At 73.2% G+C, this 21,876-nt stretch carries 20 protein-coding genes; 12 read left to right on the top strand and 8 right to left on the bottom strand.

Features of this window, described 5'->3' with window-relative positions:
- Window positions 1–55: 55 nt before the first annotated feature.
- Window positions 56–1,318: a pyridoxal phosphate-dependent aminotransferase gene (locus tag ABD161_RS01930; protein WP_343999185.1), complete on the top strand. Its 1,263-nt coding sequence runs from the start codon at window positions 56–58 to the stop codon at window positions 1,316–1,318.
- A 377-nt stretch (window positions 1,319–1,695) separates the two neighbouring features.
- Here ABD161_RS01930 and ABD161_RS01925 read toward each other — a convergent pair whose 3' ends face one another.
- Window positions 1,696–2,157, bottom strand: coding sequence for an Rv3235 family protein (locus ABD161_RS01925; protein ID WP_343999183.1), 462 nt, complete (start codon window positions 2,155–2,157; stop codon window positions 1,696–1,698).
- Between the two features lie 159 nt (window positions 2,158–2,316).
- Between ABD161_RS01925 and ABD161_RS01920 the strand changes: the two genes are divergently transcribed.
- Window positions 2,317–2,940 (top strand): hypothetical protein, encoded by a 624-nt coding sequence (locus ABD161_RS01920; protein WP_343999181.1) that lies wholly within the window; start codon window positions 2,317–2,319, stop codon window positions 2,938–2,940.
- 24 nt (window positions 2,941–2,964) lie between these two features.
- On the opposite strand, the gene ABD161_RS01915 is transcribed toward ABD161_RS01920, so the two are convergent.
- Complete coding sequence (locus ABD161_RS01915) at window positions 2,965–3,225, bottom strand: helix-turn-helix domain-containing protein (protein ID WP_343999179.1); 261 nt, start codon at window positions 3,223–3,225, stop codon at window positions 2,965–2,967.
- 98 nt (window positions 3,226–3,323) lie between these two features.
- On the opposite strand from ABD161_RS01915, the gene ABD161_RS01910 reads away from it, so the two are divergent.
- The 3 genes from ABD161_RS01910 to ABD161_RS01900 are packed head-to-tail and all read left to right on the top strand — an operon-like array spanning window position 3,324 to window position 6,865.
- The gene (locus ABD161_RS01910; protein ID WP_343999176.1) at window positions 3,324–4,079 is read left to right on the top strand and encodes an SAF domain-containing protein; all 756 of its coding nucleotides are present in this window, start codon (window positions 3,324–3,326) and stop codon (window positions 4,077–4,079) included.
- Window positions 4,076–5,356 (top strand): CpaE/TadZ family protein, encoded by a 1,281-nt coding sequence (locus ABD161_RS01905; protein WP_343999174.1) that lies wholly within the window; start codon window positions 4,076–4,078, stop codon window positions 5,354–5,356. The genes ABD161_RS01910 and ABD161_RS01905 overlap by 4 nt, the downstream gene beginning before the upstream one ends.
- A 9-nt stretch (window positions 5,357–5,365) precedes the next feature.
- A complete protein-coding gene (locus ABD161_RS01900; protein ID WP_343999172.1) occupies window positions 5,366–6,865 on the top strand; it encodes a sensor histidine kinase in 1,500 nt (499 codons plus the stop codon).
- An 87-nt stretch (window positions 6,866–6,952) separates the two neighbouring features.
- On the opposite strand, the gene ABD161_RS01895 is transcribed toward ABD161_RS01900, so the two are convergent.
- The gene (locus ABD161_RS01895; RefSeq protein ID WP_029152980.1) at window positions 6,953–7,201 is read right to left on the bottom strand and encodes a WhiB family transcriptional regulator; all 249 of its coding nucleotides are present in this window, start codon (window positions 7,199–7,201) and stop codon (window positions 6,953–6,955) included.
- A 245-nt stretch (window positions 7,202–7,446) separates the two neighbouring features.
- Here ABD161_RS01895 and ABD161_RS01890 point away from each other — a divergent pair, with 245 nt between their 5' ends.
- Window positions 7,447–7,842 carry a histidine kinase gene (locus ABD161_RS01890; protein WP_343999167.1) on the top strand — a complete coding sequence of 132 codons (396 nt, stop codon included), beginning with the start codon at window positions 7,447–7,449 and terminating at the stop codon, window positions 7,840–7,842.
- A 1-nt stretch (window position 7,843) separates the two neighbouring features.
- On the opposite strand, the gene ABD161_RS01885 is transcribed toward ABD161_RS01890, so the two are convergent.
- Entirely contained in the window at window positions 7,844–8,602 is a 759-nt protein-coding gene (locus ABD161_RS01885; protein WP_343999165.1) for an EI24 domain-containing protein, read from the bottom strand.
- 173 nt (window positions 8,603–8,775) lie between these two features.
- Here ABD161_RS01885 and ABD161_RS01880 point away from each other — a divergent pair, with 173 nt between their 5' ends.
- From ABD161_RS01880 to ABD161_RS01865, 4 genes are all read left to right on the top strand, one after another.
- Window positions 8,776–11,316, top strand: a complete 2,541-nt coding sequence (locus tag ABD161_RS01880) for an ATP-dependent Clp protease ATP-binding subunit (RefSeq protein ID WP_343999163.1) — start codon at window positions 8,776–8,778, stop codon at window positions 11,314–11,316.
- Window positions 11,317–11,392: 76 nt separating this feature from the next.
- Window positions 11,393–12,580 carry a sensor histidine kinase gene (locus ABD161_RS01875; protein ID WP_343999161.1) on the top strand — a complete coding sequence of 396 codons (1,188 nt, stop codon included), beginning with the start codon at window positions 11,393–11,395 and terminating at the stop codon, window positions 12,578–12,580.
- The gene (locus tag ABD161_RS01870; RefSeq protein WP_343999159.1) at window positions 12,577–13,275 is read left to right on the top strand and encodes a response regulator; all 699 of its coding nucleotides are present in this window, start codon (window positions 12,577–12,579) and stop codon (window positions 13,273–13,275) included. The genes ABD161_RS01875 and ABD161_RS01870 overlap by 4 nt, the downstream gene beginning before the upstream one ends.
- Before the next feature lie 58 nt (window positions 13,276–13,333).
- Window positions 13,334–14,455 (top strand): hypothetical protein, encoded by a 1,122-nt coding sequence (locus ABD161_RS01865; protein WP_343999157.1) that lies wholly within the window; start codon window positions 13,334–13,336, stop codon window positions 14,453–14,455.
- A gap of 7 nt (window positions 14,456–14,462) precedes the next feature.
- Here the strand turns inward: ABD161_RS01865 and ABD161_RS01860 are convergent, their stop codons facing one another.
- Window positions 14,463–15,500 carry a winged helix DNA-binding domain-containing protein gene (locus tag ABD161_RS01860; protein WP_343999155.1) on the bottom strand — a complete coding sequence of 346 codons (1,038 nt, stop codon included), beginning with the start codon at window positions 15,498–15,500 and terminating at the stop codon, window positions 14,463–14,465.
- 48 nt (window positions 15,501–15,548) lie between these two features.
- On the opposite strand from ABD161_RS01860, the gene ABD161_RS01855 reads away from it, so the two are divergent.
- Window positions 15,549–16,322, top strand: a complete 774-nt coding sequence (locus ABD161_RS01855) for an LLM class flavin-dependent oxidoreductase (RefSeq protein ID WP_343999153.1) — start codon at window positions 15,549–15,551, stop codon at window positions 16,320–16,322.
- Between the two features lie 76 nt (window positions 16,323–16,398).
- Here the strand turns inward: ABD161_RS01855 and ABD161_RS01850 are convergent, their stop codons facing one another.
- Window positions 16,399–18,540: an MMPL family transporter gene (locus ABD161_RS01850; RefSeq protein ID WP_343999151.1), complete on the bottom strand. Its 2,142-nt coding sequence runs from the start codon at window positions 18,538–18,540 to the stop codon at window positions 16,399–16,401.
- Between the two features lie 86 nt (window positions 18,541–18,626).
- On the opposite strand from ABD161_RS01850, the gene ABD161_RS01845 reads away from it, so the two are divergent.
- Window positions 18,627–19,250, top strand: a complete 624-nt coding sequence (locus ABD161_RS01845) for a TetR/AcrR family transcriptional regulator (RefSeq protein ID WP_343999150.1) — start codon at window positions 18,627–18,629, stop codon at window positions 19,248–19,250.
- A gap of 10 nt (window positions 19,251–19,260) precedes the next feature.
- Here ABD161_RS01845 and xylB read toward each other — a convergent pair whose 3' ends face one another.
- Together xylB and xylA are read right to left on the bottom strand one after the other, a co-directional pair.
- Entirely contained in the window at window positions 19,261–20,676 is a 1,416-nt protein-coding gene (gene xylB, locus ABD161_RS01840; RefSeq protein ID WP_343999148.1) for a xylulokinase, read from the bottom strand.
- A 1-nt stretch (window position 20,677) separates the two neighbouring features.
- Window positions 20,678–21,871, bottom strand: a complete 1,194-nt coding sequence (gene xylA / locus ABD161_RS01835) for a xylose isomerase (RefSeq protein WP_343999146.1) — start codon at window positions 21,869–21,871, stop codon at window positions 20,678–20,680.
- Window positions 21,872–21,876: the final 5 nt, after the last annotated feature.

Genomic DNA, 21,876 nt, shown 5'->3' with positions numbered 1-21,876 from the left:
CCACCGGTCCACGCGAACGCGCGTGGACCGGTGGGCCCCGGCATATCCTGGGGCGATGAGCACCCCCGTCCCGATCAGCGCTCAGCCCGGTGGAAGCCGGCTCCGCACGCTGCGTCACTCCTCGAAGCTGAACAACGTCCTCTACGAGATCCGGGGCGCCGCACTGGAGGAGGCCGCCCGGCTCGAGGCCGCGGGGCACACGGTGCTCAAGCTCAACACCGGCAACCCGGCGGTGTTCGGCTTCGAGGCCCCGTATCAGATCGTGCGCGACATGATCGCGTCGATCCCGACCGCGCACGGCTACAGCGAGAGCCGCGGCATCCTGTCCGCGCGTCGCGCGATCGTGAGCCGCTACGAGGAGACCCCGGGCTTCCCGCACGTCGACCCCGAGAACGTCTACCTCGGCAACGGCGTCTCCGAGCTCATCACGATGACGATGCAGGCCCTGCTCGACGAGGGGGACGAGGTGCTGATCCCGGCGCCCGACTACCCGCTCTGGACGGCCATGACGAGCCTCGCGGGCGGCACCCCCGTTCACTACCTGTGCGACGAGCAGAACGACTGGCAGCCGGATCTCGAGGACATCCGGTCGAAGGTGACCGAGCGCACCAAGGCGATCGTCATCATCAACCCGAACAACCCCACCGGCGCGGTGTACTCGCGTCAGGTGCTCGAGGGCATCGCCGAGATCGCCCGCGAGCACTCGCTTCTGCTGCTGAGCGACGAGATCTACGACCGCATCCTGTTCGACGACGCACAGCACATCCCGACCGCCTCGGTCGCGCCCGACCTGCTGTGCCTGACCTTCAACGGGCTGTCGAAGACCTATCGCGTCGCCGGCTATCGCTCGGGATGGCTCGTGATCACGGGGCCGCAGGACCACGCGAAGGGCTTCCTCGAGGGGATCACGCTGCTCGCGTCGACGCGCCTGTGCCCGAACGTTCCCGCCCAGCATGCGGTGCTGGCCGCACTCACGGGGGTCCAGACGATCGACGCGCTGGTCGCCCCGGCCGGGCGCCTGCTCGAGCAGCGGGACGTCGCCTGGCAGAAGCTCGAGGAGATCCCCGGGGTCTCGTGCGTCAAGCCGCGAGGGGCGCTGTACGCGTTCCCGCGGCTGGACCCGGAGGTGCACGAGATCCGGGATGACGCGAAGCTCGTCTACGACCTGCTGGTGGCCGAGCGCATCCTGCTGGTGCAGGGCACGGGCTTCAACTGGGCGACGCCCGACCATCTGCGCATCGTCACGCTGCCGGAGGCCCGGGTGCTGAGCGAGGCCATCGAGCGCCTCGGCAACTTCCTGAGCTCTTATAAGCAGTAGTGCATGGAAGCGTGATCGTTCGATCGCGCCGACGCTTCGCGCCGGCACTCCGAACGATGCGCTGTCGCTCCGCTCCATCGGTGACGGCCGTCGCGTTCCAGAGATGGTCGGCGGTCGCTCCGCTCCACGCTCGCTTCGCTCGCACGCCTTGAGGCCGTGGTCGTTCCGTCAAGCGACCAATCGCCACGCGCGAATGCCATGCGCCCCATGTGCGAGCGAAGCGAGCGTGCCGCGGATGCGGCCCACCAGTGCGCCCGGATGGAGCGTCAGCGACAGCCAATCGAGCGCGAGTGCCGGCGCGGAGCGTCGGCCGAGCGATCGATCCGCGCGCGGCCAAGAAAGGCTGCGCGATCGAGAACGCGACCATGCACTACTGATTAAAGGATCGACAGGCTCGTCGCGCGCCAGCGGCTGTCCATGCCCTCCAGTCGCATGGCGACCGCCCGGGTGCGCTGTGTCGTCTCGACGATCACGACGGCCTCGATGACGCCGTCGGCGGGAGCCGAGTGCCGGATGGAGCGGATCGCGTAGACGGGGCGCATCACCGCCTGCCGCTTCGCGCTGCGGGCGCGCACGGCCATCCCGGCGCGCGTGACGAGAGAGCGGTATGGCTCGTCGGTGAGCCAGCGCGCGAGCTGCTCGGGCTCGCGCACTCCGGCGAGGACCTCGAGCACGCCGCGCGTGAGGGCGGTCAGCAGCGGCTCGGGGTCGGGCAGGTTCCCGCTCGAGGTGCGCTGCGGGGCGAAGTGCTCCTCGACGTCGGCGAGCTTGCGCAGCGGCCGCGGGGCGGCTCCGGGCGCGTGGGGCGGCGGCGCGGCGGACGGAAGTGGCTGGGACATCGAGACCCCCGGTTTCTCGGTCGGCGGGACGAGTCGCCAGTCCAGCACCGGCCGCGGCGGCCCTCGGAGGCGGCACCTATGTCCGTGGACACATCTCGCGCCGGCTCGGCCTGTGGACAGGCCCGGCGGAGGCGGGAGCGGTTGCCCTACGCTCGGCCCGTGCGATGGGACCGCTTCTTCGACGATCTGGAGGATCAGCTCGCCGCCGAGTGGGAGGCCGAGCGTGCGGCCCTCGAGTCGGAGGCCGAGCGGCTGCGCCTCGCCCGCGTCGACCTGCGCGCCCGGCTGACCGGGCTCGCCCGAGAGGCCGAGGCGCCCGTCACGCTCGAGCTCGCCGACGGCCTGTCCGCCGTCGTGCGGATCGCGGCAGTCGGCGCCGACTGGGTCGCCGCTCCCGAGAGCGACGGCGCCCGGCGCCTCCTGCTCGCGCCTATCGCGTCGATCCGCGGGATCCACGCGGCGCATGGCGACCTGCTGCGCAGCGCCAGGCCGGCCACGCACACCGACAGGCTGGCGGAGCGCGTCACCTTCGCCCTCGCGATGCGCGACCTCGCCCGCCGCCGCGTGGGCGTGGCGCTGGGGCTGAGCGGGACGGGCCCCGAGTCGTCCGGCCGGGTTCTGACCGGCACCGTCGATCGCGTCGGAGCCGATCACCTCGACCTCGCGCTGCACGACGCCGGTTCGCCGCGCCGCGCGGGCGAGGTGCAGTCGTACCGGATGCTGCCCCTCGCGGCGATCGCGTGGGTCAGGATCGACGCAGCGGCCGGCGTCCCCGTCGTCTGAACGGGGCGGCGGAGGACCGTGGCGTCAGCTGCGCCGCCCCCACAGCTCGGGGAAGCTCGCGGCGTTCGACTGCCGCCACAGGGCCATGCGGCGCGCCTCCTCCGCCTGGGCGTCGAGATACTCGGCGACGCTCGCGTGCTCGATTCGCCACCGCGTCGGCGAGCCGACGCGCATGCCGCGAAGGTGGCCCTCCTGCACGAGCTCGACGACCTCGTCGACGCCGATGCCCAGCAGTTCGGCGACCTGCGCCGGCGGCACGAGACGGCGTGCCTGATGCTCGACCATGCCCCCATTATGTGTGCCCGGGTACCGAGACGGGCGGCGGATCTCCCGCCTGTGGAGAACCGCCGAGGCCGACCGCCGCGATTTGCCACTATTCCTGCATGAGCACCATGACGGCCGCCCAGGGCGGCACCGGGCGCGCGACGCCGCCGCAGCAGCGCCCCGCGCGGCGCCGGTTCTGGGCGGACGCCCGCTTCGTGATCGGGCTCGTCCTCGTCGCCGTGTCGATCGCAGGGGTCTGGTTCGTCGTGGGAGCCGCACGCCAGACGGTGCCGGTCCTCGCGGCCTCGGGCACGCTCGTCCCCGGCCAGACGATCACCGCGGCCGATGTCGCCGTCGTCGAGGTGGCCCTCGGGCAGTCGGGTGGGTCGTACCTCGCCCCGGATGCGCTCGGCGAGGGCCTCGTCGCGCTGCGCACGATCGGCGCCGGCGAACTGCTGCCGACCGCCGCGACCGGTGCGGCCGAGGTCAGCGACCGCACCTCGGTCGTCGTGCGCAGCTCGGTCGACGTGCCGGCGGGCGTGGACCGCGGGGCGCTTGTCGAGCTGTGGGAGACGCCGCCCGCCGAGCAGCCCGGCACCTTCGGCGCCCCGCGGATCCTGGTCGCCGACGCCGTCGTGGCGCGCGTCACACGAGACGACGGGGTGATGGCCGCCGGGGGAGCGGCCCTGGAGCTTGTGATCGACAGGACCCGCGTCTCCGACGTGCTGGCCGCGATCGCGGCGGGCTCCGTGCTGTCGGCGGTGCCGACCGCGGGCGGGGGCTCGGCGGCGCTGCCGGCTCCCGTGGCCACGGACCAGCCGATGGATGACGCCGTCGGCCCGTCGGCGCCGCCGGCCGAGGAGGACGGCGAGTGATCGCGATCGTCGCGGCCGCCGCGGCGGACGCCGAGCGCATCGCGGAGGATCTCCGCGACGAGGGCGCCACGGTGCTCGAGACGGTCGATCCGGCGATCCTGTCCGAGGGGGATCCGGGCGGGGCGACGAGCCTGCGCGACGCCGACACCCTGGTCCTCGCCGGCGCGGGCAGCCTGACCGCCGCCCTCGTCGCCGAATGCGACCGGCTGGGGGTGCGCATCCTGCTGCTCGTGGATCGCGAGGCCGACGTGCGGGCCGCGCGTGCCTTCGGGCTCGCCGAGCCGCTGCCGCCCGACGCCCCCGCGTGGCGCATCGTGGCGGCGGCGCGCGGAGCCGGCATCGAGGTGGCGCCGGAGGTTCCCGCGCAGGGCCGTGTCCTCGTCGTGTGGGGCCCGGAGGGCGCCCCGGGCCGCACGACGCTCGCGATCGAGCTCGCCCTCGAGCACGCGCGTCTCGGAGCCCACGTCGCGCTGCTGGATGCCGACAGCCACGCGCCCTCCATCGCGATCGCGGTCGGCCTCGCCGACGAGAGCCCGGGGCTCGCGGCCGCCTGCCGGCAGGCGGAGTTCGGGCTGCTCGATGCCGGCGAGCTGCTGCGGGTCAGCGTTCCCCTCGCCGACGCGGACGGCCGTGTCGACGTCCTGACGGGGATCAACCGGGTCTCGCGCTGGCCAGAGCTGTCCGGCCCGCGCATGACGGCCGCGCTCGCGGTGATCCGCGAGTGGGCGGACGTCGTGATCGTGGATGTGAGCGCGTCGCTGGAGGCGGACGAGGAGATCGTCAGCGACCTCGACGGACCGCGGCGCAACGCGGCGACGCTCGCCGCGCTGGTGGCGGCGGACCAGATCGTCGCCGTGGCGGCCGCCGACCCGGTGGGCCTCGCGCGGCTTGTGCGCGGCTACGCGGAACTGCGTCGGATCGTCGGCGCCACACCCGTGCGCGTCGTCGTGAACCGGTTGCGCTCCGGACCGCTGGGGCTCGATCCGCGCGGACAGGTGAGGAGGGCGCTCGAGCGGTTCTCCGGCGTGACCGACGTGTCGTTCGTGCCCGACGACCGCAGGGCCGCCGATGCGGCGCTGCTCGCCGCGCGCCCCGTCGGGGAGGTATCGCCGCGCTCGGCGCTCGCCCAGGCGGTGCGGCGCCTCGCGGCCGAGCTCCAGCCCCGCCACACCCGGCGTTCGGGGCAGGAGGTCGCCACGCGCGCGAGGGGCGGCATCCGCCGCCGGATCGGCGTCACCGGCGTCACACGGCGGGGAGCGGAGATCGTCGACCCATAAGCTTGATCCGTGTCGACACTCAGTGATCTCGCCTTCGCCCAGGGAATCGCGAGCGAGGCGGATGTCGAGTGGCTGCACCGTGTCGCCGGAGACGGGCAGCTCCTCGCCGATCTGGCGTTCGCGGACATCGTGATGTGGATCCCCACGTCGGATGACTCCTTCGTCGCCGTCGCCCACACCCGGCCGGGAAGCGCCGCCACCCTGTTCTACCGCGACATCGTGGGCGAGCGGATCCGCCCGCAGTGGCAGGCGCAGGTGCGCGACGCCTTCTCGTCGGCGAGCATCATCGACTCCTCCAGCCCCGAGTGGTTCGAGGAGACCCCGACGCGCGTGCGCGCCGTGCCGATCGTGCGTCGCGGTGACGGCGGGCCGAACGTCATGGGCGTCCTGACGCGCCACACGAACCTCGGCGACGTCCGGGCTCCCTCGCGTCAGCAGATCACGTTCAACGACTGCGCCGACGACATCTTCCGCATGGTCGCCACGGGCGACTTCCCCGACCTGTCCGCGCCCACCGGGCCGCGCCGCGGCGCGCCGCGCGCGGCCGACGGCCTCATCCGGCTCGACGTCGACGGCATCGTGACCTTCGCGAGCCCCAACGCGCTGTCGGCGTTCAACCGCGTCGGCTTCGCCGACGAGCTCGAGGGCGAGTCGCTCGCCGAGGTGACGAGCCGCATCCTTCCCGCCTCGCGCGACACCGACGAGTCGCTGCCCGTGGTCGTGACCGGTCGTGCGCCGTGGCGCACCGACATCGAGGCGCGCGGCGTGACCGTGTCGCTGCGCGCGATCCCGCTGCGCGACCACGGAAACCGCACCGGCGCGATCGTGCTGTGCCGCGACGTCACGGAGCTTCGTCACCAGGAGCAGGAGCTGCTGACGAAGGATGCGACCATCCGCGAGATCCATCACCGGGTGAAGAACAATCTGCAGACCGTCGCCTCGCTGCTGCGCATCCAGGCGCGACGCACGAAGTCGGAGGAGGCCCGCGAGTCGCTGACGCAGGCGATGCAGCGCGTCGCGGCGATCGCCGTCGTGCACGACACCCTGTCCGAGGGCCTGTCGCAGAACGTCGACTTCGATCAGGTGTTCGACCGCGTGCTGCGGCTGGTGGCCGAGGTCGCCGCGGCGCCGAACACGCTCGCGCACACCCACTCGATCGGAAAGTTCGGCGTGCTGCCGAGCGAGTACGCCACGCCTCTCGCGCTGGCGCTGACCGAGCTCGTCACGAACGCGGTCGAGCACGGCCTCAAGGGTCTCGAGGGCAAGGTCGAGATCATCGCCGAGCGCGACGAGGAGAAGCTGCTCGTCCGGGTGCGCGACTCCGGCAGCGGCCTGCCCGAGGGGACCGTCGGACGCGGCCTCGGCACGCAGATCGTCCGCACGCTCATCCAGGGCGAGCTCAGCGGATCCATCGAATGGCGCACGCTCGGCGGCGAGGAGCCGCACGCGGGCGGCGAGATCGAGAAGGGCACCGAGGTCGTCATCGAGATCCCGCTCAAGTGGATCTGAGCTGACCGCAGACGCCGGAAAGGGCGCCTTCCCCGCGGGGAAGGCGCCCTTTCCAGTGCTGTGTGACTGCGGGTGTGATGCGGAAGTTCAGCCGGCGCGGCGAGCGCGGGCGGCGCGACGCTTCAGGGCGCGGCGCTCGTCCTCGCTGAGGCCACCCCACACGCCCGAGTCCTGACCGGTCTCGAGGGCGTACTGCAGGCAGACCTCGGTGACGGTGCAGCGCGCGCACACGGACTTGGCCTTCTCGATCTGGTCGACCGCCGGGCCGGTGTTGCCGACCGGGAAGAAGAGTTCCGGGTCGACTGTCAGGCAGGCCGCCTTGTCGCGCCAATCCATGCTGATGCTCCTCGCAATGTGGTGGGATTCGAGCGAGCGCATCCGCGCCCGGATTCGAGGGTGGAGAAACGCATCCATTCGGGTCGGATACGCTGGTCATGGTGTGGGACTGAACGCCCACCACCCACCACGTTGTGGGAAACATGCCGTTAACAATGGTCGTACAGCCGGGGCCTGAAATCAAGGGTCAATATCCCGTCACGCCTCGGAATCGGCTGTATGCCCGTCGTCCGAGGAGAGTCCGGATGCCCCGCAGGATCGCGCGCATCGCGGCCGCGCTGCTCGCCCTGGAAGCCCTCGGCATCCTGGCGCTCGCGGCCTGGCAGGTCGTCGCCCTCACCGGGGCCGACACGACCGATCCCGTCAGTGCCGTCGCGCTCATCGTGCTGACCGTCGTCGGCGCGGCGGCCGTCGGCGCGTTCGCCGCAGCGGTGTGGGCGGGCAGGTCCTGGGGCCGCTCGGGTGGCATCGTGACGCAGCTGCTGCTCCTCGCCGTCGCGTTTGGCGCGATCACCGGCGATTACCCGCACCTCGGCATCGCGCTCGCGCTCGCCGTTCCCGCGCTCGGAGGCCTCGTCCTGCTGTTCCTCGCCGCGCGCGAGGCGCACGCGGCGGAGGGAACGCCGACGCCCGAGGGTTGACTCAGGCCCGTGGGGCCGGGGTCGGCAGCGTGTCGGGCTCGCCCGCGACGCGCCGGCCGAGCATGGCGGCCCCGGCCACCGCGGCGGGCATGACGGCGATCGCGGCGAACGGCACGAGGAAGCACACGTGCACGGCGACGCCGAAGCCGAGCACGCGCGCCCGGTTCGCCCGCAGGAGCGCCGCGCGCTGCGCGCCCCCGAGGCCGCGGGCGGTGAGCCCACGGGAGGAGAGCTCGTCGGCGATGACCCTGCCGTTCAGCAGCGCGCCGACGACCGCGCCCGCTGCGGCGCCGGCGACGGGGATGAGCGCGATGAGGCCCGCGCACAACGCCGAGAGCAGGCCCTTGCCGAAGAGTCCGAGCGCATCGCCGATCGAGCGGCCGATGCTGTACGGCACGTCGGGCACGGTGCCGCCGAGCTCGCGCTCGACCGAGCGCCAGATGCGGTCGTAGAAGGGCTCGCCGACGAGCAGCGTCAGCGCGGTGAAGGTCACGATCGCCAGGATGATCGCGCCGCCCATGACCGCGAGCCCCAGCACCCAACGCAGCAGATCGGCCCACACGGGCTGCCAGCCGTCGGCGAACGGCGTCAGCCACTCGAGCAGGCCGGGGAGGCCGAACCCGAGCCCCACGAGCGCGCCGACGAGCACGAGCCCGACGATCGCGGCCGGGATGAGGCCCGCGGCCATCACGCCCGGATGGTGGCGCCACCATCCGAAGCCCCGGAACAGCGTCCGCACTCCCTGCCAGAACTCACGCACGCGTCAAGGATAGGCGGGCCCGGGATCGCCGACCGTGGGGGCTCCTCGGGATCCCGCTGACGCCTCGGGAATAGGTCGCCGGGTCCCGCGTTGAAGTTGACACAAGTTCGCTCAAGTTCGAAACTTGACACGACGGGACGCAAGTTCTGCGATCCCTTGCAGAGGAGATCCGAATGCCCGACTTCCCTTCCACCGACGACTTCTTCGGCCAGGGCGGCGCCAACGCGTTCGACGAGTTCCTCGCCCGCTACCTGCAGGGCGAGCGCGCTCGCGCGGCGCGGTCGGTCGATCTGAGCCGGTACCTCAGCGCGCGCACGCAGGAGCTGCTGCAGCGCGCCGGACGCTACGCGCTGGGTCGCGGTCAGCACGAGCTCGACGCCCTTCACGTGCTGCGCGTGCTGACGGACGACAAGACGGTCGCCCAGGCGATCTCGCGCGTCGGCGCCGATGGCGCCGCCGTCGCCACGGCCGCCGAGCAGCGCCTGCCGAAGGCCGGCGCGGCCGCCGATGTCGACGCCGCGGTCGTGACGCCCGCCGTGCAGCGCGCCCTCTTCCACGCGTTCCAGGTCGCCCGTGCGTCGGGTTCGACGTACATCGACCCCGAGCACGTGTTCTTCGCGCTTGTGCTCGCGCAGGACACCCCCGCCGGGCAGATCCTGTCGTCCGCCGGGATCACGGCCGAGGCGCTCACGCAGGGGATCCGCGAGACCGTCACCCCGGATGCCGCGGATGCCCCGGGCGAGGACGATGCGCCCCGCCAGGGCGGCATGCTCGCCACCTACGGCACCGACCTCACCCAGCGGGCGCGCGACGGCCTGCTCGATCCGGTGATCGGCCGCGCCTCCGAGATCGAGCAGACAATCGAGATCCTGTCGCGCCGCACGAAGAACAACCCTGTCCTCATCGGCGAGGCCGGCGTCGGCAAGACCGCCGTCGTCGAGGGCCTCGCACGCGCGATCGTCGCGGGCCAGGTGCCCGAGCAGCTGCGCGACAAGAGCGTCATCTCGCTGGATCTCGCCGCGATGCTCGCGGGCACGCGCTACCGCGGCGACTTCGAGGAGCGCCTCACCAAGACGGTCGAGGAGGTCGCCGAGCGCAAGGACGAGGTCATCCTGTTCGTCGACGAGATCCACACGGTCGTCGGTGCGGGCGGCGGCGGCGAGGGCGCCATGGACGCGGGCAACATCCTGAAGCCCCGCCTTGCCCGCGGCGAGCTCCACCTCATCGGGGCCACGACGCTCAAGGAGTACCGCACCATCGAGAAGGATGCGGCGCTCGAGCGCCGCTTCCAGCCGGTGCGCGTGGGCGAGCCGTCAGTGACCGACGCGATCGAGATCCTGCGCGGGCTGCGCTCGGCGTACGAGGAGCACCACCGCGTGACCTACACCGACGAGGCGCTGAAGGCCGCCGTCGAGCTGAGCGACCGGTACCTCACCGAGCGTGTGCTGCCGGACAAGGCGATCGACCTCATCGACCAGGCAGGTGCGCGCCTGCGGCTGCGCCTCGGGGCACCCGTCGATGTCAGCGCCCTCATGGAGCGGCTCGGCACGCTCGAGGCCGAGAAGAACGCCGCGGTCGCGGCCGAGCGCTACGAGGAGGCGTCGCGCCTGCGCGACGAGATCGCCGACGTCCAGCGCCGGATCGACGAGGCGGCGACGACCGGATCCGCCGAGCCCGCCGTCGTGGACGAGCCGGAGATCGCGGCCGTCGTGAGCCGCGCCACCGGCATCCCGGTCGCGCGCCTGACCGAGAGCGAGCGCGAGCGCCTGGCGACGCTCGAGGACGAGCTCCACGGTCGGGTGATCGGCCAGGACGACGCCGTGGCCGCGGTCGCGAAGGCGGTCCGCCGCAGCCGCACCGGCATGGGCGACGCACGCCGTCCCGTCGGCTCGTTCCTGTTCCTCGGACCGACCGGCGTGGGAAAGACCGAGCTCGCCAAGGCCCTGGCGTCGAGCCTGTTCGACGACGAGGGCGCGATCGTCCGCTTCGACATGAGCGAGTTCGGCGAGCGGCACACCGTGGCGCGCCTGGTCGGTGCCCCTCCCGGATACGTCGGCTACGACGAGGCGGGACAGCTGACCGAGCGCGTGCGTCGCAACCCCTACTCGATCGTGCTGTTCGACGAGATCGAGAAGGCTCACCCCGACGTGTTCAACCTGCTGCTGCAGGTGCTGGATGACGGCCGCCTGACCGACGGGCAGGGACGCACCGTCGACTTCCGCAACACGGTGATCGTGATGACCTCCAACCTCGGGTCGGAGTTCCTCGCCTCGCGGGCGGGGGCGATCGGATTCACGACCGGCGGTCGCGAGTACGACGACGAGGACCTGCGGGCCCGCGTGATGGGGCGCCTGCGCGAGTCGATGCGTCCCGAGTTCCTGAACCGGATCGACGAGATCGTGCTGTTCCGCAAGCTCGAGAAGCCGCAGCTGCGCGAGATCGTCGAGCTGATGCTCGGCGCGACCCGCGGCCGCCTCGCCGCGCGCGAGGTGTCGCTCGAGGTCACGCCGGCCGCGATCGACCTGCTCGCCGAGCGCGGCTACGAGCCGGAGTACGGCGCGCGCCCGCTGCGCCGGCTGATCCAGCGCGAGCTCGACGACCGGATCGCCGACCTGTTCGTCACGGGCGCGCTCGTGGACGGCGGCACCGTGCGGGTCGATGTGCGCGACGGCGAGCTGGCCGTCGAGGCGGTCGCGCTCGCCGCGGCCGCGTAGATGGGATCGGCGCCTCCGGGCGGCATCACCCCCTCGGGTGATGCCGCCCGCGGCGTATCCGGGCCAGACTGTCGGGGTGACGACGGTTCCGGATGCGCCCGCCCCGCGCGTCCTCGCCTGGATCGAGGGGCGCGGCGTGGTGGTGTGGGCGGCGGCGCTCGCCGTCGTGATGCTGCCGCTCACGGTCGTCGCCCTCGTGCAGCTTCCCGATCCGCCGCTGCCGGGTGCCGCGATCGGCTGGATCCTCGCGCTGTGCACCCTGCTGCACGCCGCATCCTTCGTCGCGCGGCGCGTTCCCGTCGTCGCGTTCGGGATCGGGTCGGCGGCGATGCTGGGGCTCGCGCTGACGACCGTGGCCGGGTCGTCCACGGCAGGTCTCATGCCCTCGGCCGCGGCCTACCTGCTGCTCGTGTGGCAGGTGGCGGCGACGCAGCCGCGCCGGCTGAGCCGCGCGGCGCTCGCGGTGGGGCTGGTGGGAGCGGCGGTCATGACCGCGGTCGACGCGCTGTCGCAGCGCGCGGGGGATCCCTTCGCGATCGCCGGCGAGTTCGTCGCGCTCGGCGGTATCGTCACCGCCGCGTGGGCGCTCGGCGCGCTCGCACGTCAGCGCCGCGCGGCAGCCGACCTCGCCGCGGCGGAGCGCGTGCGCCGGGCGATCGCCGACGAGCGGGCACGCATCGGCCGCGATCTCCACGACGTCGTCTCGCACGGGCTGACCGTGATGATCGCGCAGGCGGAGGCCGCCCGCATGCTCGTGGATGAGCCGCGCGCGGGGGAGGCGATCGACCGCGTCGCCGAGACGGGGCGCACCGCGATGCGCGGCCTGCGCGGGATGCTGCGCGTGCTGGGGGAGGAGACGGCCGCGCCGCTCGCCCCCGCGCCGTCTGTCGAGGCACTGGGCGAGCTCATCGCGGCGGCCTCCTCGCCCGAGCGGCGCACCGACCTTGTTCAGCGCGGCACACCCAGGCCGCTCGCGCCCGATGCCGAGCTTGCCCTCTACCGCGCCGTGCAGGAGGCCCTCACGAACGCGCTGCGGCACGTCCGCCCGCCCATGTCCGCGACCGTCGAGCTCGAGTGGGGCGCGGACACCGTGGTCGCTGTCGTCGCCGACGACGGCGGTGCGGGGCACCTCGATGCCTCGCCCGGGGGGACAGGGCTGCTCGGGATGGCCGAGCGCGTGGGCCGGGCGGGCGGCTCGGTCGGGGTCGACCGGGGCCGCGCGTGGCGCGTGCGCGTCGAGCTGCCGGTGGAGGCGGAGCGATGAGCGAGCCGGTGTCGGTGCTGCTCGCCGACGATCAGGAGCTGCTGCGCGACGCGCTGGCGACGATCCTCGGCGCGGACGAGCGGATCCGGATCTCGGGGTCGGTACCCGACGGATCCGCGGCGGTCGAGCACGTGCGCGCGCACGCGGTCGACGTCGTGCTGATGGACATCCGGATGCCCGGCATGGACGGCATCCGCGCGACCGAGGAGGTGCTCGGGGTGCGCCCCGCGACGCGCGTGCTCGTGCTGACCACCTTCGATCTCGACGAGTACGTGTTCGCAGCGATCCGGGCGGGCGCCAGCGGCTTCCTGACCAAGGACGCGCGACCCGCCGAGCTCGTGGAGGGCATCCTGCGCGTCGCGGCCGGCGATGCCGCCATCGCACCACGCGCCGCCGCGTCGCTGCTGCGTCACGTGCGCCGGGTCGTGGCCCCCGCCGGCGACCCGCTCGCGGCGCTGAGCCCGCGGGAGCGGGAGGTCACGCGGCTGCTCGCACGCGGCGCGTCGAACGAGGACATCGGGCGCGAGCTCTTCCTCACCGGCAACACGGTCAAGACGCACGTGAAGTCGATCCTGGCCAAGCTCGGCCTTCCCGACCGCATCCACGTGGTGATCTGGGCGTACGAGCACGGCATCGTCCAGCCCGGCGACATGCGGCAGGGCGACGCCGCCGCTGACGGTCACCCGCGCGGGTGAGGCGGTGCCGCCCGCCGGGGCGATGCGGCACGCCGCGCGCGGCCGCGAGCCTGTGGACATGACCTCGATCACCTCCGTCCGCGGCCCTCGCGCCGCCGCCATTCCTCTCGACCGCGCCCTCCGGCGCCTCACCGCCGTGCTCGGCGCGCTCGCGTTCGCCACCGGCGTGCTCTGGGTCGCGCTGCCCGCCCTCGGCCCATACGGCACCGACCTCGCCCCCGTGTCGCAGCTGGGATGGCCGGAGGGAGCGGGAGACGTGGCGGCCGCCGCGCTGCAGGCGATCGCGGGCGCGGTGCTGTGCGCCGTCGCCCTGTTCTCGCGGCGCGGATCCGGGGCCGGGGCCGGTCTCGCGCTCGCTGCAGCCATCGCGATCGGGGTGGGACTGGTCGGCTTCGACGGGATCCCCGTGGCCGGCTACTCGTTCGCCTTCCTCGTGCCGATCGGCGCGGCGGCGGCGCTCGTCGCGTTCGCGGTGCGCCGCCCGGTCGTCGGCGTTCCCGTCCTCGCTGTCGCTGCGACCCTGCTTGTGCTCGGCCAGGCGACCGGCATCCTGCGCCTTCCCGACTTCTACGTCGGATTCGTCGGGGCGATGGCCGACGACGCGGTGCGCTTCTGGTCGTGCCTCGCGCTGGTCCTGCTCGCGGGGGTGAGCGGTCTCTGGGCCGCGCGGGATATCGGCCGACGCGCGGCGCGCGCAGGGGCGTTCGTCGAGCGCCACCGCGTGGCGTTCGCTGTCGCGGCTGCCGCGTGCGCGCTGCCGTACGTGATCGCCCGGGCATCGTGGCTGACCCCGTGGCCGCTGTTCGGCGGCGGCGCCGAGGCATTCGCCGAGGAGCCCCTCGTCCGCACGATCGGGCTTATGCTCGGCGCCGCCATGCTCGCGGGCGGGGTGCTGACGCTGGGGCTCGTGATGCCATGGGGCACCACGTTCCCGCGGTGGGTGCCCGGTGTCGGCGGACGCCCGGTGCCCGTGCCGCTGGCGGTCGTGCCCGCCGCGATCGTGGCGGCGCTGTTCACCGCGGGCGGCATCCAGCTGCTCGCGCTGGCACTGAGCTCGCCCGTGAGCGGCAACGGACTGCCGTCCTGGGCGATGGCCGTCGTGCTTCCGTTCTGGGCCTGGGGACCGCTGCTCGCCCTCGCCACATGGGGCTACGCGCGGCATCGGGCCGCGTCCGAATGAGCTCGGCTCAGCCGTGCGGCCAGGCGGCGAGGGCCTTGTCGATCTGGCGGCGGGTGGCCGCTGTGGTGCGCTCGACGAGCTCGACGATCGGCGTGCGCTCGGCCTTCGCCGAGCGTGCGGCGGGCAGGCGCCAGGTGCCGACCACGACCCCGTCGACGAGGATCGCGGGGCGGAAGACGCCGTTGCGGCCGGGCACCTGGGCATCGAGCATCCTCGGGCTCGCGACAAGCGCGCGCACCGCGTAGCCGAGGATCCACTCGTCGAACGCGGGGACGAGGGTCACTCCCGAAGGGCCGGGGACCGCGGGCTCGCCGATCACCCAGCCCTGCTCGCCCTCGACGCTGACCTCGGTCAGGTCGTCGATGCGGGCGGCCGTCTGACGCAGCGCGGTCTTCGGCAGCTTGAGCCACCAGGCGGCGTCGTCGGCGGTGACCGGGCCGCGGGCCAGGATGTAGCCGCGCAGGATCTGCACCAGGTCATCCGGATCCGCCTCCGCGGGCGGGGTCAGGACGAGCTGCTGCTCGGATCCGGCGAAGGGGCCCCAGTGCATCAGGCCGTCCATCGCGAGGTGGAACAGCAGGTGATAGCCGCGGCCCCCGTCGGTCGGGATGTCGCTCGCCTGCCAGAGCGCGAGCGCCTCGGCGCGCGTGCGCGGCGCGTCCTGGAGGGCGTCGCGCAGGATGCCGCGGGCGCGGTCGATCAGCGCGTCGTCGAGCCCGAGCTCCCGGCGGCGGGGACCCGTCGAACGCTGCACGCGCGCGGCCGTGTGATGGAGGATCGCCGCGAGGTGCCCAGGAGTGGTGGCGAACAGGGTGCCGCGCATCGGCCACGAGCGCACGAGCTCGCCCGCGTCGAACGCCGCCCGGACGTCGTCGATCGTCGTTCCCGGCCGCGACCGGATGGCGATCGCGCGCAGCACCCCGGGCAGATCCTGCCCCTGCAGGGCGACGGCGCGGGCGACGACCTCGCCGGGGGAGAGGCCGGATCCGCCGAGCAGCTGAGCGGCCCAGCGCAGGCGGCGCGCGTCGACGCGGGAGAGCTCCATGGCCCTCACGCTAGCCCGGGCCGCCGACACCGGTGACAGGATCTAGGCATGGAACGTCATCGCCTGTCCGTCGGCATCGCCGCCACCGCCGGAGCGGACGTCGCGGAGCGCATCGGCCCCCTGCTCGAGGAGGCCGGACTCCGTGCGCTCTGGGTCAACGAGACCCCGGGAGCCAACGCCCTCGACGTCGCGGCGGCGGCTGCCCGGGTCACCCGGACCCTGCGGGTCGCGACCGGGGTGATCCCCGTCGACCGTCGCCCCGCGGCCGAGGTGCTCGCCGACCTCGCGGGGCTCGACATCCCGGCCGACCGCCTGACGCTCGGCATCGGATCCGGCGCGCGGCGCACGGGAGCCCTCGACCTGATGCGCAGCGCGATCGCCGACCTCCGATCCGGCGGCGCACCGGAGATCGCCTTGGGCGCGCTGGGGCCGAAGATGCGGCGGCTCGCGGCGGAGCGAGCGGACGGCGTCGTCCTGAACTGGCTCACCCCGGCCGCCGCGGCGGACCAGGCCGCGGAGCACCACGAGGCATCCCCGGACGGCCGCGTCATCCTGTACGTCCGCACGGCAACGCGCGCCGAGGCGGTGCCGCGGCTCGAGGCCGAGGCAGGGCGCTACGGCGGCTTCCCCTCCTACGCGGCGAACTTCGCGCGGCTCGGCTTCGGCCCGCTCGACACCGTGATCCACTCGGGTGAGGCGCGCGAGCGGGTGGCGGCGTATCTCGACGCGGTGGACGAGGTGGTGCTGCGCGCCGTCACGCCGGGGGATGATCCGGACGACTACGTGCGGTTCGTCGACGACGTGATCGCCGCGATCCGGTGACAATGCGACTCCGCGCCGAGGATCCAGGCGGGCCCGGATTCTGGGCGCGGAGGTGGATTCTCGCGGCCGAGCGGCCTCAGGTGCCCTCGAGCGTGACGCGGGCCGGGAGCCGCCGGATGGGCGCCGGCGCCCACCACGTCCACCGCCCCGCCGCGCGCAGGGCCGCGGGGAGCAGGATCGCGCGGACGATCGTCGCGTCGACGATCACCGCGAAGGCGAGGCCGACGCCGATCTGCTGCAGGAACACGACCTCGCCGCCCGCGTAGACGAGGAACGACGCGGCGAGCGTGACCGCCGCGGCCGTGACGAGCGGGCCCGAATGCGCGATGCCGCGCGGAACCGACAGGACGACGTCGCCCGTCCGGTCGTGCTCCTCCTTGATGCGCGAGATGAGGAAGACGGCGTAGTCCATCGACAGTCCGTAGGCGATGCAGAACATCAGGATCGGGATGCTCGGCTCGATCGAGCCGGTCGGGGTGAAGCCGATCAGCCAGGCGAGGCCTCCCTGCTGGAAGCCCCAGACGAGCACCGCGAACATCGCGGCCATGCTGAGGAGGTTCAGCAGCGAGGCGAGAAGCGGGACGAGCACCGAGCGCGTCATGAGGAACAGCACGGTCAGGCTGACGAGCACGATCAGGCCCGCCACGGTCGGCAGGTAGGACAGGACGCCGTCGCGATAGTCGACGAGCTCGGCCGGGTAGCCGCCGACGAGGACCTCACCGGGAGCGGGGACCGCGCGGACATCGCCCACGAGGCCGGCGACATCCGCGGAGAGGGCCTCGGACGAGGGCGTCACCGACAGCCACGCGCCGTCGGCGAACCGGTCCGAGGCCGCGGCGGACGTGCGCACCCCGTCCGCGAACGAGCCGACCGTCGCATCCACGCGGAGCACGCCGCTCACGCGCGACAGCGCCGTGGCGTACTCGGCCAGCTCGGCGGCGTCCAGCTCTTCGGCGGCGACAACGAGCAGCGCGTCGGAGTCCTGTCCCTCGAAGTGGGCGCGCTCGACGTCGTACGCCGCCCGCACCGCCGCCGTGTCGGGCAGCACCCGGTCATCCGCCACACCGAACGAGACACCGAGCGCCGGCGCGGCGAGCGCGGCGGCGACTGCGAGGCCGGCGCCGCCGATCAGAACGGGCCGGCGCATCGCGGCGGCGGGAACGCGGTACCAGACGGAGCGCTCGAGCGGGCGGGCGGAGGGGCGGCGACGCTCGACCCGCTCGCCGAGCACGGCGAGGGCGGCCGGCATCACAACGAGGGTCGCCGCGGCGGCGACCGCGACCACGGCGATGCCCGCGAACGCGAAGGACGACAGGAACGGGTACGGGAAGACGAACAGCACGGCCAGGGAGGCCGCGACGGTCAGCGCCGAGAAGAACACCGTGCGCCCGGCGCTCGAGAGCGTCGCGGCGAGCGCGGCCTCCCGAGACGGGGCGCGGCTCAGCTCCTCGCGGAACCGGAAGATCATGAACAGCCCGTAGTCCACCCCGAGCCCGATGCCGAGCACGAGCACGATGTTCGAGGCGAACGTCGACACCTCGGCGAACGCCACGACTGCTCGCAGCACCGCGAGCGCGCCGATCACGGTGAGGAATCCCAGCGCGAGCGTGAGCAGCGCCGCGCTCAGGCGCCGGTAGATGAGCCAGAGCAGCACAAGCACGAGCGGCAGGATGACGAGCTCGGCGCGCAGGAAGTCGCCGCGCGACTGCTGCGCCACCTCGCGGAACACCTCGTCGGCGCCGGCGACGACGATGCGGATCCCCTCCCGCTCGATCGCGAACTCGACGCTCAGGGCGGGAAGGATCTCGCTGCGCACAACGTCGGCCGATCCGGGGATGTAGGCGTAGACCCAGGCGGCGGAGCCGTCGTCCGCCCGCATCGTCGCGTGGCCCTCGGTCCAGTACGACCAGGCGGCGCTCACGCCCGGCCAGTCGCCGAGGCGATCGGTCAGGTCGCGTCCGAGCGCCGCCGTCTCGGCCGAGTCGACGGAATCGTCGGTCATCACCATCAGGGCGACGTTGGGACTGCCGGTGCCCGTGGCGGCGTCAAGGCGCTGCGCGGCGAGGTCCGACTCCGAGCCGGCCGCGGCGAAGCGGGAGAGCGAGAGCGCGTCGAGGGTCCCGGCGGCGAGGGTGCCCGCGCCGACCAGCATCACCGCGGCGATGCCGAGCACCCACCAGCGCCTCGCGACGATGAACGCCGCCCATCGTGCCGCCATGTCCGCCTCCGATTTGCGGGTGTTCGCTCGTGTTTCGGAATATACGAGCATTTGCTCGCGTATTGCAAGGCCGCTAGCGTGAACGCATGGCGGAGGACACGGCGAAGCGCACTCCCGTGCGCCGGGCGAGGGGCCTGGCGCGGATCGAGGCGATCCTCGACGCGGCCGCCTCCGAGCTCGCCGACGTCGGCTACGACCGCACCACCACGAACTCGATCGCCGCCCGGGCGGGCATCTCACCCGGGTCGCTGTATCAGTACTTCTCGGGCAAGGAGGCGATCGCCGACGCGCTCGCCGAGCGCTACGCCGCGACGGTGGCGGCGAAGCAGGCCGGCGCCTTCGGCGTGACGGATGTCACCACGCCCGAGTTGAGCGAGCTCGTGCGCGTGGTCGTGGATCCGATCATCCAGTTCAACGTCGACAACCCCGGCCTGCTGGCGCTGTTCGCACGCACGGATCTGCCCGAGCGCCTGGCGAATCCGATCGAGCCTGTCGAGGAGACCTTCGCCGCGCGGCTGCGGGAGATCGTGACGCAGCGCAACCCGGGGATCGATCCCGGCGAGCTCGCGCGGGTCATCGAGACGCTGATCCTGATGTTCCGCGGCTTGATGAAGGGGATCTCGGCACTGGATACGGCCGGGCGGGAGCGCCGCGCCGCGGAGACGCGCGCCGCGATCGTCGGCTATCTCGCGCACCGCGGCATCCGGTAGGCCGAGTGGGTCAGCGCCGCGCGGCGTACTGCTCGCGGATGACCGCGCGTGTGTCGGGCGCGGGCTCGGCCGAGAGCGACACCGGCCACTGCGGGCGCTCGCCCGTCAGCGCCCACGCCGCCTGCACCGCGGCGCCCGCGGCGACGTACTCGCCGGGCTGCGGCACGACGACCGGGGCGTCGAACACCTGCGCGGCGATCGCGGAGACCGCCGGGTTCTGGGCGGCGCCGCCGACGAGCAGGACTCGCTCGGCGGTGACCCCGTGCGCGCGCACCGCGTCGAGGCCGTCGGCGAGGCCGGAGAGCATGCCCTCCATGGCCGCGCGCGCGAGGTTCTCGCGCGTGGTCGAAGCGAGGGTCATCCCGAACAGCGTCGCCGTGGCATCCGGCAGGTTCGGCGTGCGCTCGCCCTCGAAGTAGGGCTGCAGGACGAGACCCGCCGACCCCGCGTCGGCGCCGAGGGCGAGCCGTCCGAGCTCGTCGTGGTCGACGCCCAGCAGGCGCGCGATCGCGTCGAGCACGCGCGCGGCGTTCAGCGTCGCGATGAGCGGCAGGTAGGCGCCGGACGCGTCGGCGAAGCCGGCGACCGTGCCGCTTGCATCGCGCACCGGCGCCTCCGTCACCGCGAACACGGTGCCGGACGTGCCGATCGAGACGACGACGTCGCCCGCGGCCGCACCGAGACCCAGCGCGGCGCCGGCGTTGTCGCCGCAGCCGGGCCCGATCACGAGGCCGTCCGTGAGGGATCCGGATCCGCCCGTCACCGACTCGGCGGGCCCGAGGACGCGGGGAAGGATGACCCCGGTCGCGTCGCGACGGAGGGCGAGCGACAGCAGCTCGCGGTCGTACTCGCCGGACTCCGCGTCGAAGTACGCCGTGCCGCTCGCGTCGGAGCGGTCGGTGACGAGCTCGTCGAGCACCGGGCCGAGCGGTGCCTCGCCCGCGGGGCCGTAGCCGCGCAGGCGCCAGGTCAGCCAGTCGTGCGGCAGCGCGACGGCCGCCACGCGATCGGCGTTCTCGGGCTCGGCGTCGGCGAGCCAGCGCAGCTTGGTGGCGGTGAACGACGCGACGGGCACGAGTCCCGTGCGACGCGCGAACTCCGCGGCGCCCACCTCGGCGGTCAGAGCTGCAGCGGCGTCCGCCGAGCGCGTGTCGTTCCACAGCAGGGCGGGGCGGACGACCCGGCCGTCGGCATCCAGCGCCACCATTCCGTGCTGCTGGCCGCCGATCGAGATCGCCGCGACGTCGCCGAGCCCTCCGGCGTCGGCGATGGCGCTCCGCAGCGCGTCCCACCAGAAGCCGGGATCGACCTCGGTGCCGTCGGGGTGGGTCGCCCGCCCGGAGCGGACGACCTCACCCGACTCGAGGTCGCGGACGACGACCTTGCAGCTCTGCGTCGAAGAATCGACGCCCGCGACCAGTGTCATCTCAGCCGCGCGCGCCGAGCAGGTGCTCGGTGGCGAGCTGCTGCAGGCGCACGAAGCCGAAGCCCTTGCCGCCCAGGTACGCGTCGGCGTCGAAGTCCTCGTACGCCGAGCGGTCGGCAAGCAGGTCGTCGTACGACTCGCCCTCGTTCAGCGTGGGCTCGGCGAGCTCGAGCACCTTGGCGGCCTTGAGCGCCTCCTGCACCTCGGGGTCGGCGCGGAAGGCCGCGGCGCGCTCCTTGAGCAGCAGGTAGGTGCGCATGTTCGCGGACACGGAGTCCCACACGCCGTTCTCGTCCTCGGTGCGGCTCGGCTTGTAGTCGAAGTGGCGGGGGCCGTCGTAGGCGGGGACGCCGCCGGGGCCGCCGTTCTCGAGCAGGTCCACGAGCGCGAACGAGTTGTGCAGGTCGCCGTGACCGAACACGAGGTCCTGGTCGTACTTGATGCCGCGCTGACCGTTGAGGTCGATGTGGAAGAGCTTGCCGTGGTACAGCGCCTGTGCGATGCCGGCGGCGAAGTTCAGGCCGGCCATCTGCTCGTGGCCCACCTCGGGGTTGAGGCCCACGAGCTCGGGGCGCTCGAGCGAGTCGATGAACGCGATCGCGTGGCCGAGGGTCGGCAGCAGGATGTCGCCGCGGGGCTCGTTGGGCTTCGGCTCGATCGCGAAGCGGATGTCGTAGCCCTTGTCGGTGACGTAGTCGCCGAGCAGGTTGACGGCCTCGCGGTAGCGCTCGAGCGCGGAGCGGATGTCCTTCGCCGAGTCGTACTCGGCGCCCTCGCGGCCGCCCCACATGACGAAGGTCTTGGCGCCGAGCTCGGCGGCGAGGTCGATGTTGCGCAGCACCTTGCGCAGCGCGAAGCGGCGCACCTGGCGGTCGTTCGACGTGAAGCCGCCGTCCTTGAAGACCGGCGCGCTGAAGAGGTTGGTGGTCACCATCGGCACGATCACGCCGGTGTCGGCGAGCACCTGCTTGAGGCGGTCGATCTGCGTCTGGCGCTCGGCGTCGGTCGAGCCGAAGGCGAACAGGTCGTCGTCGTGGAAGGTGAGGCCGTAGGCGCCGAGCTCGGCCAGCTTCTCGACCGCGTGGACCACGTCGAGGGCGTTGCGCGTGGGACCGCCGAACGGGTCCGTGCCGTTGTAGCCGATGGTCCAGAGGCCGAAGGAGAACTTGTCGTCCTTGGTGGGGGTGAGCGACATGGTGG

The organism is Microbacterium paludicola, from assembly GCF_039529675.1.
Taxonomy (GTDB): Bacteria; Actinomycetota; Actinomycetes; order Actinomycetales; family Microbacteriaceae; genus Microbacterium; species Microbacterium paludicola.
The sequence above is the reverse complement of the archived record's forward strand: the minus strand, read 5'-3'. Positions and strand labels throughout refer to the sequence as shown.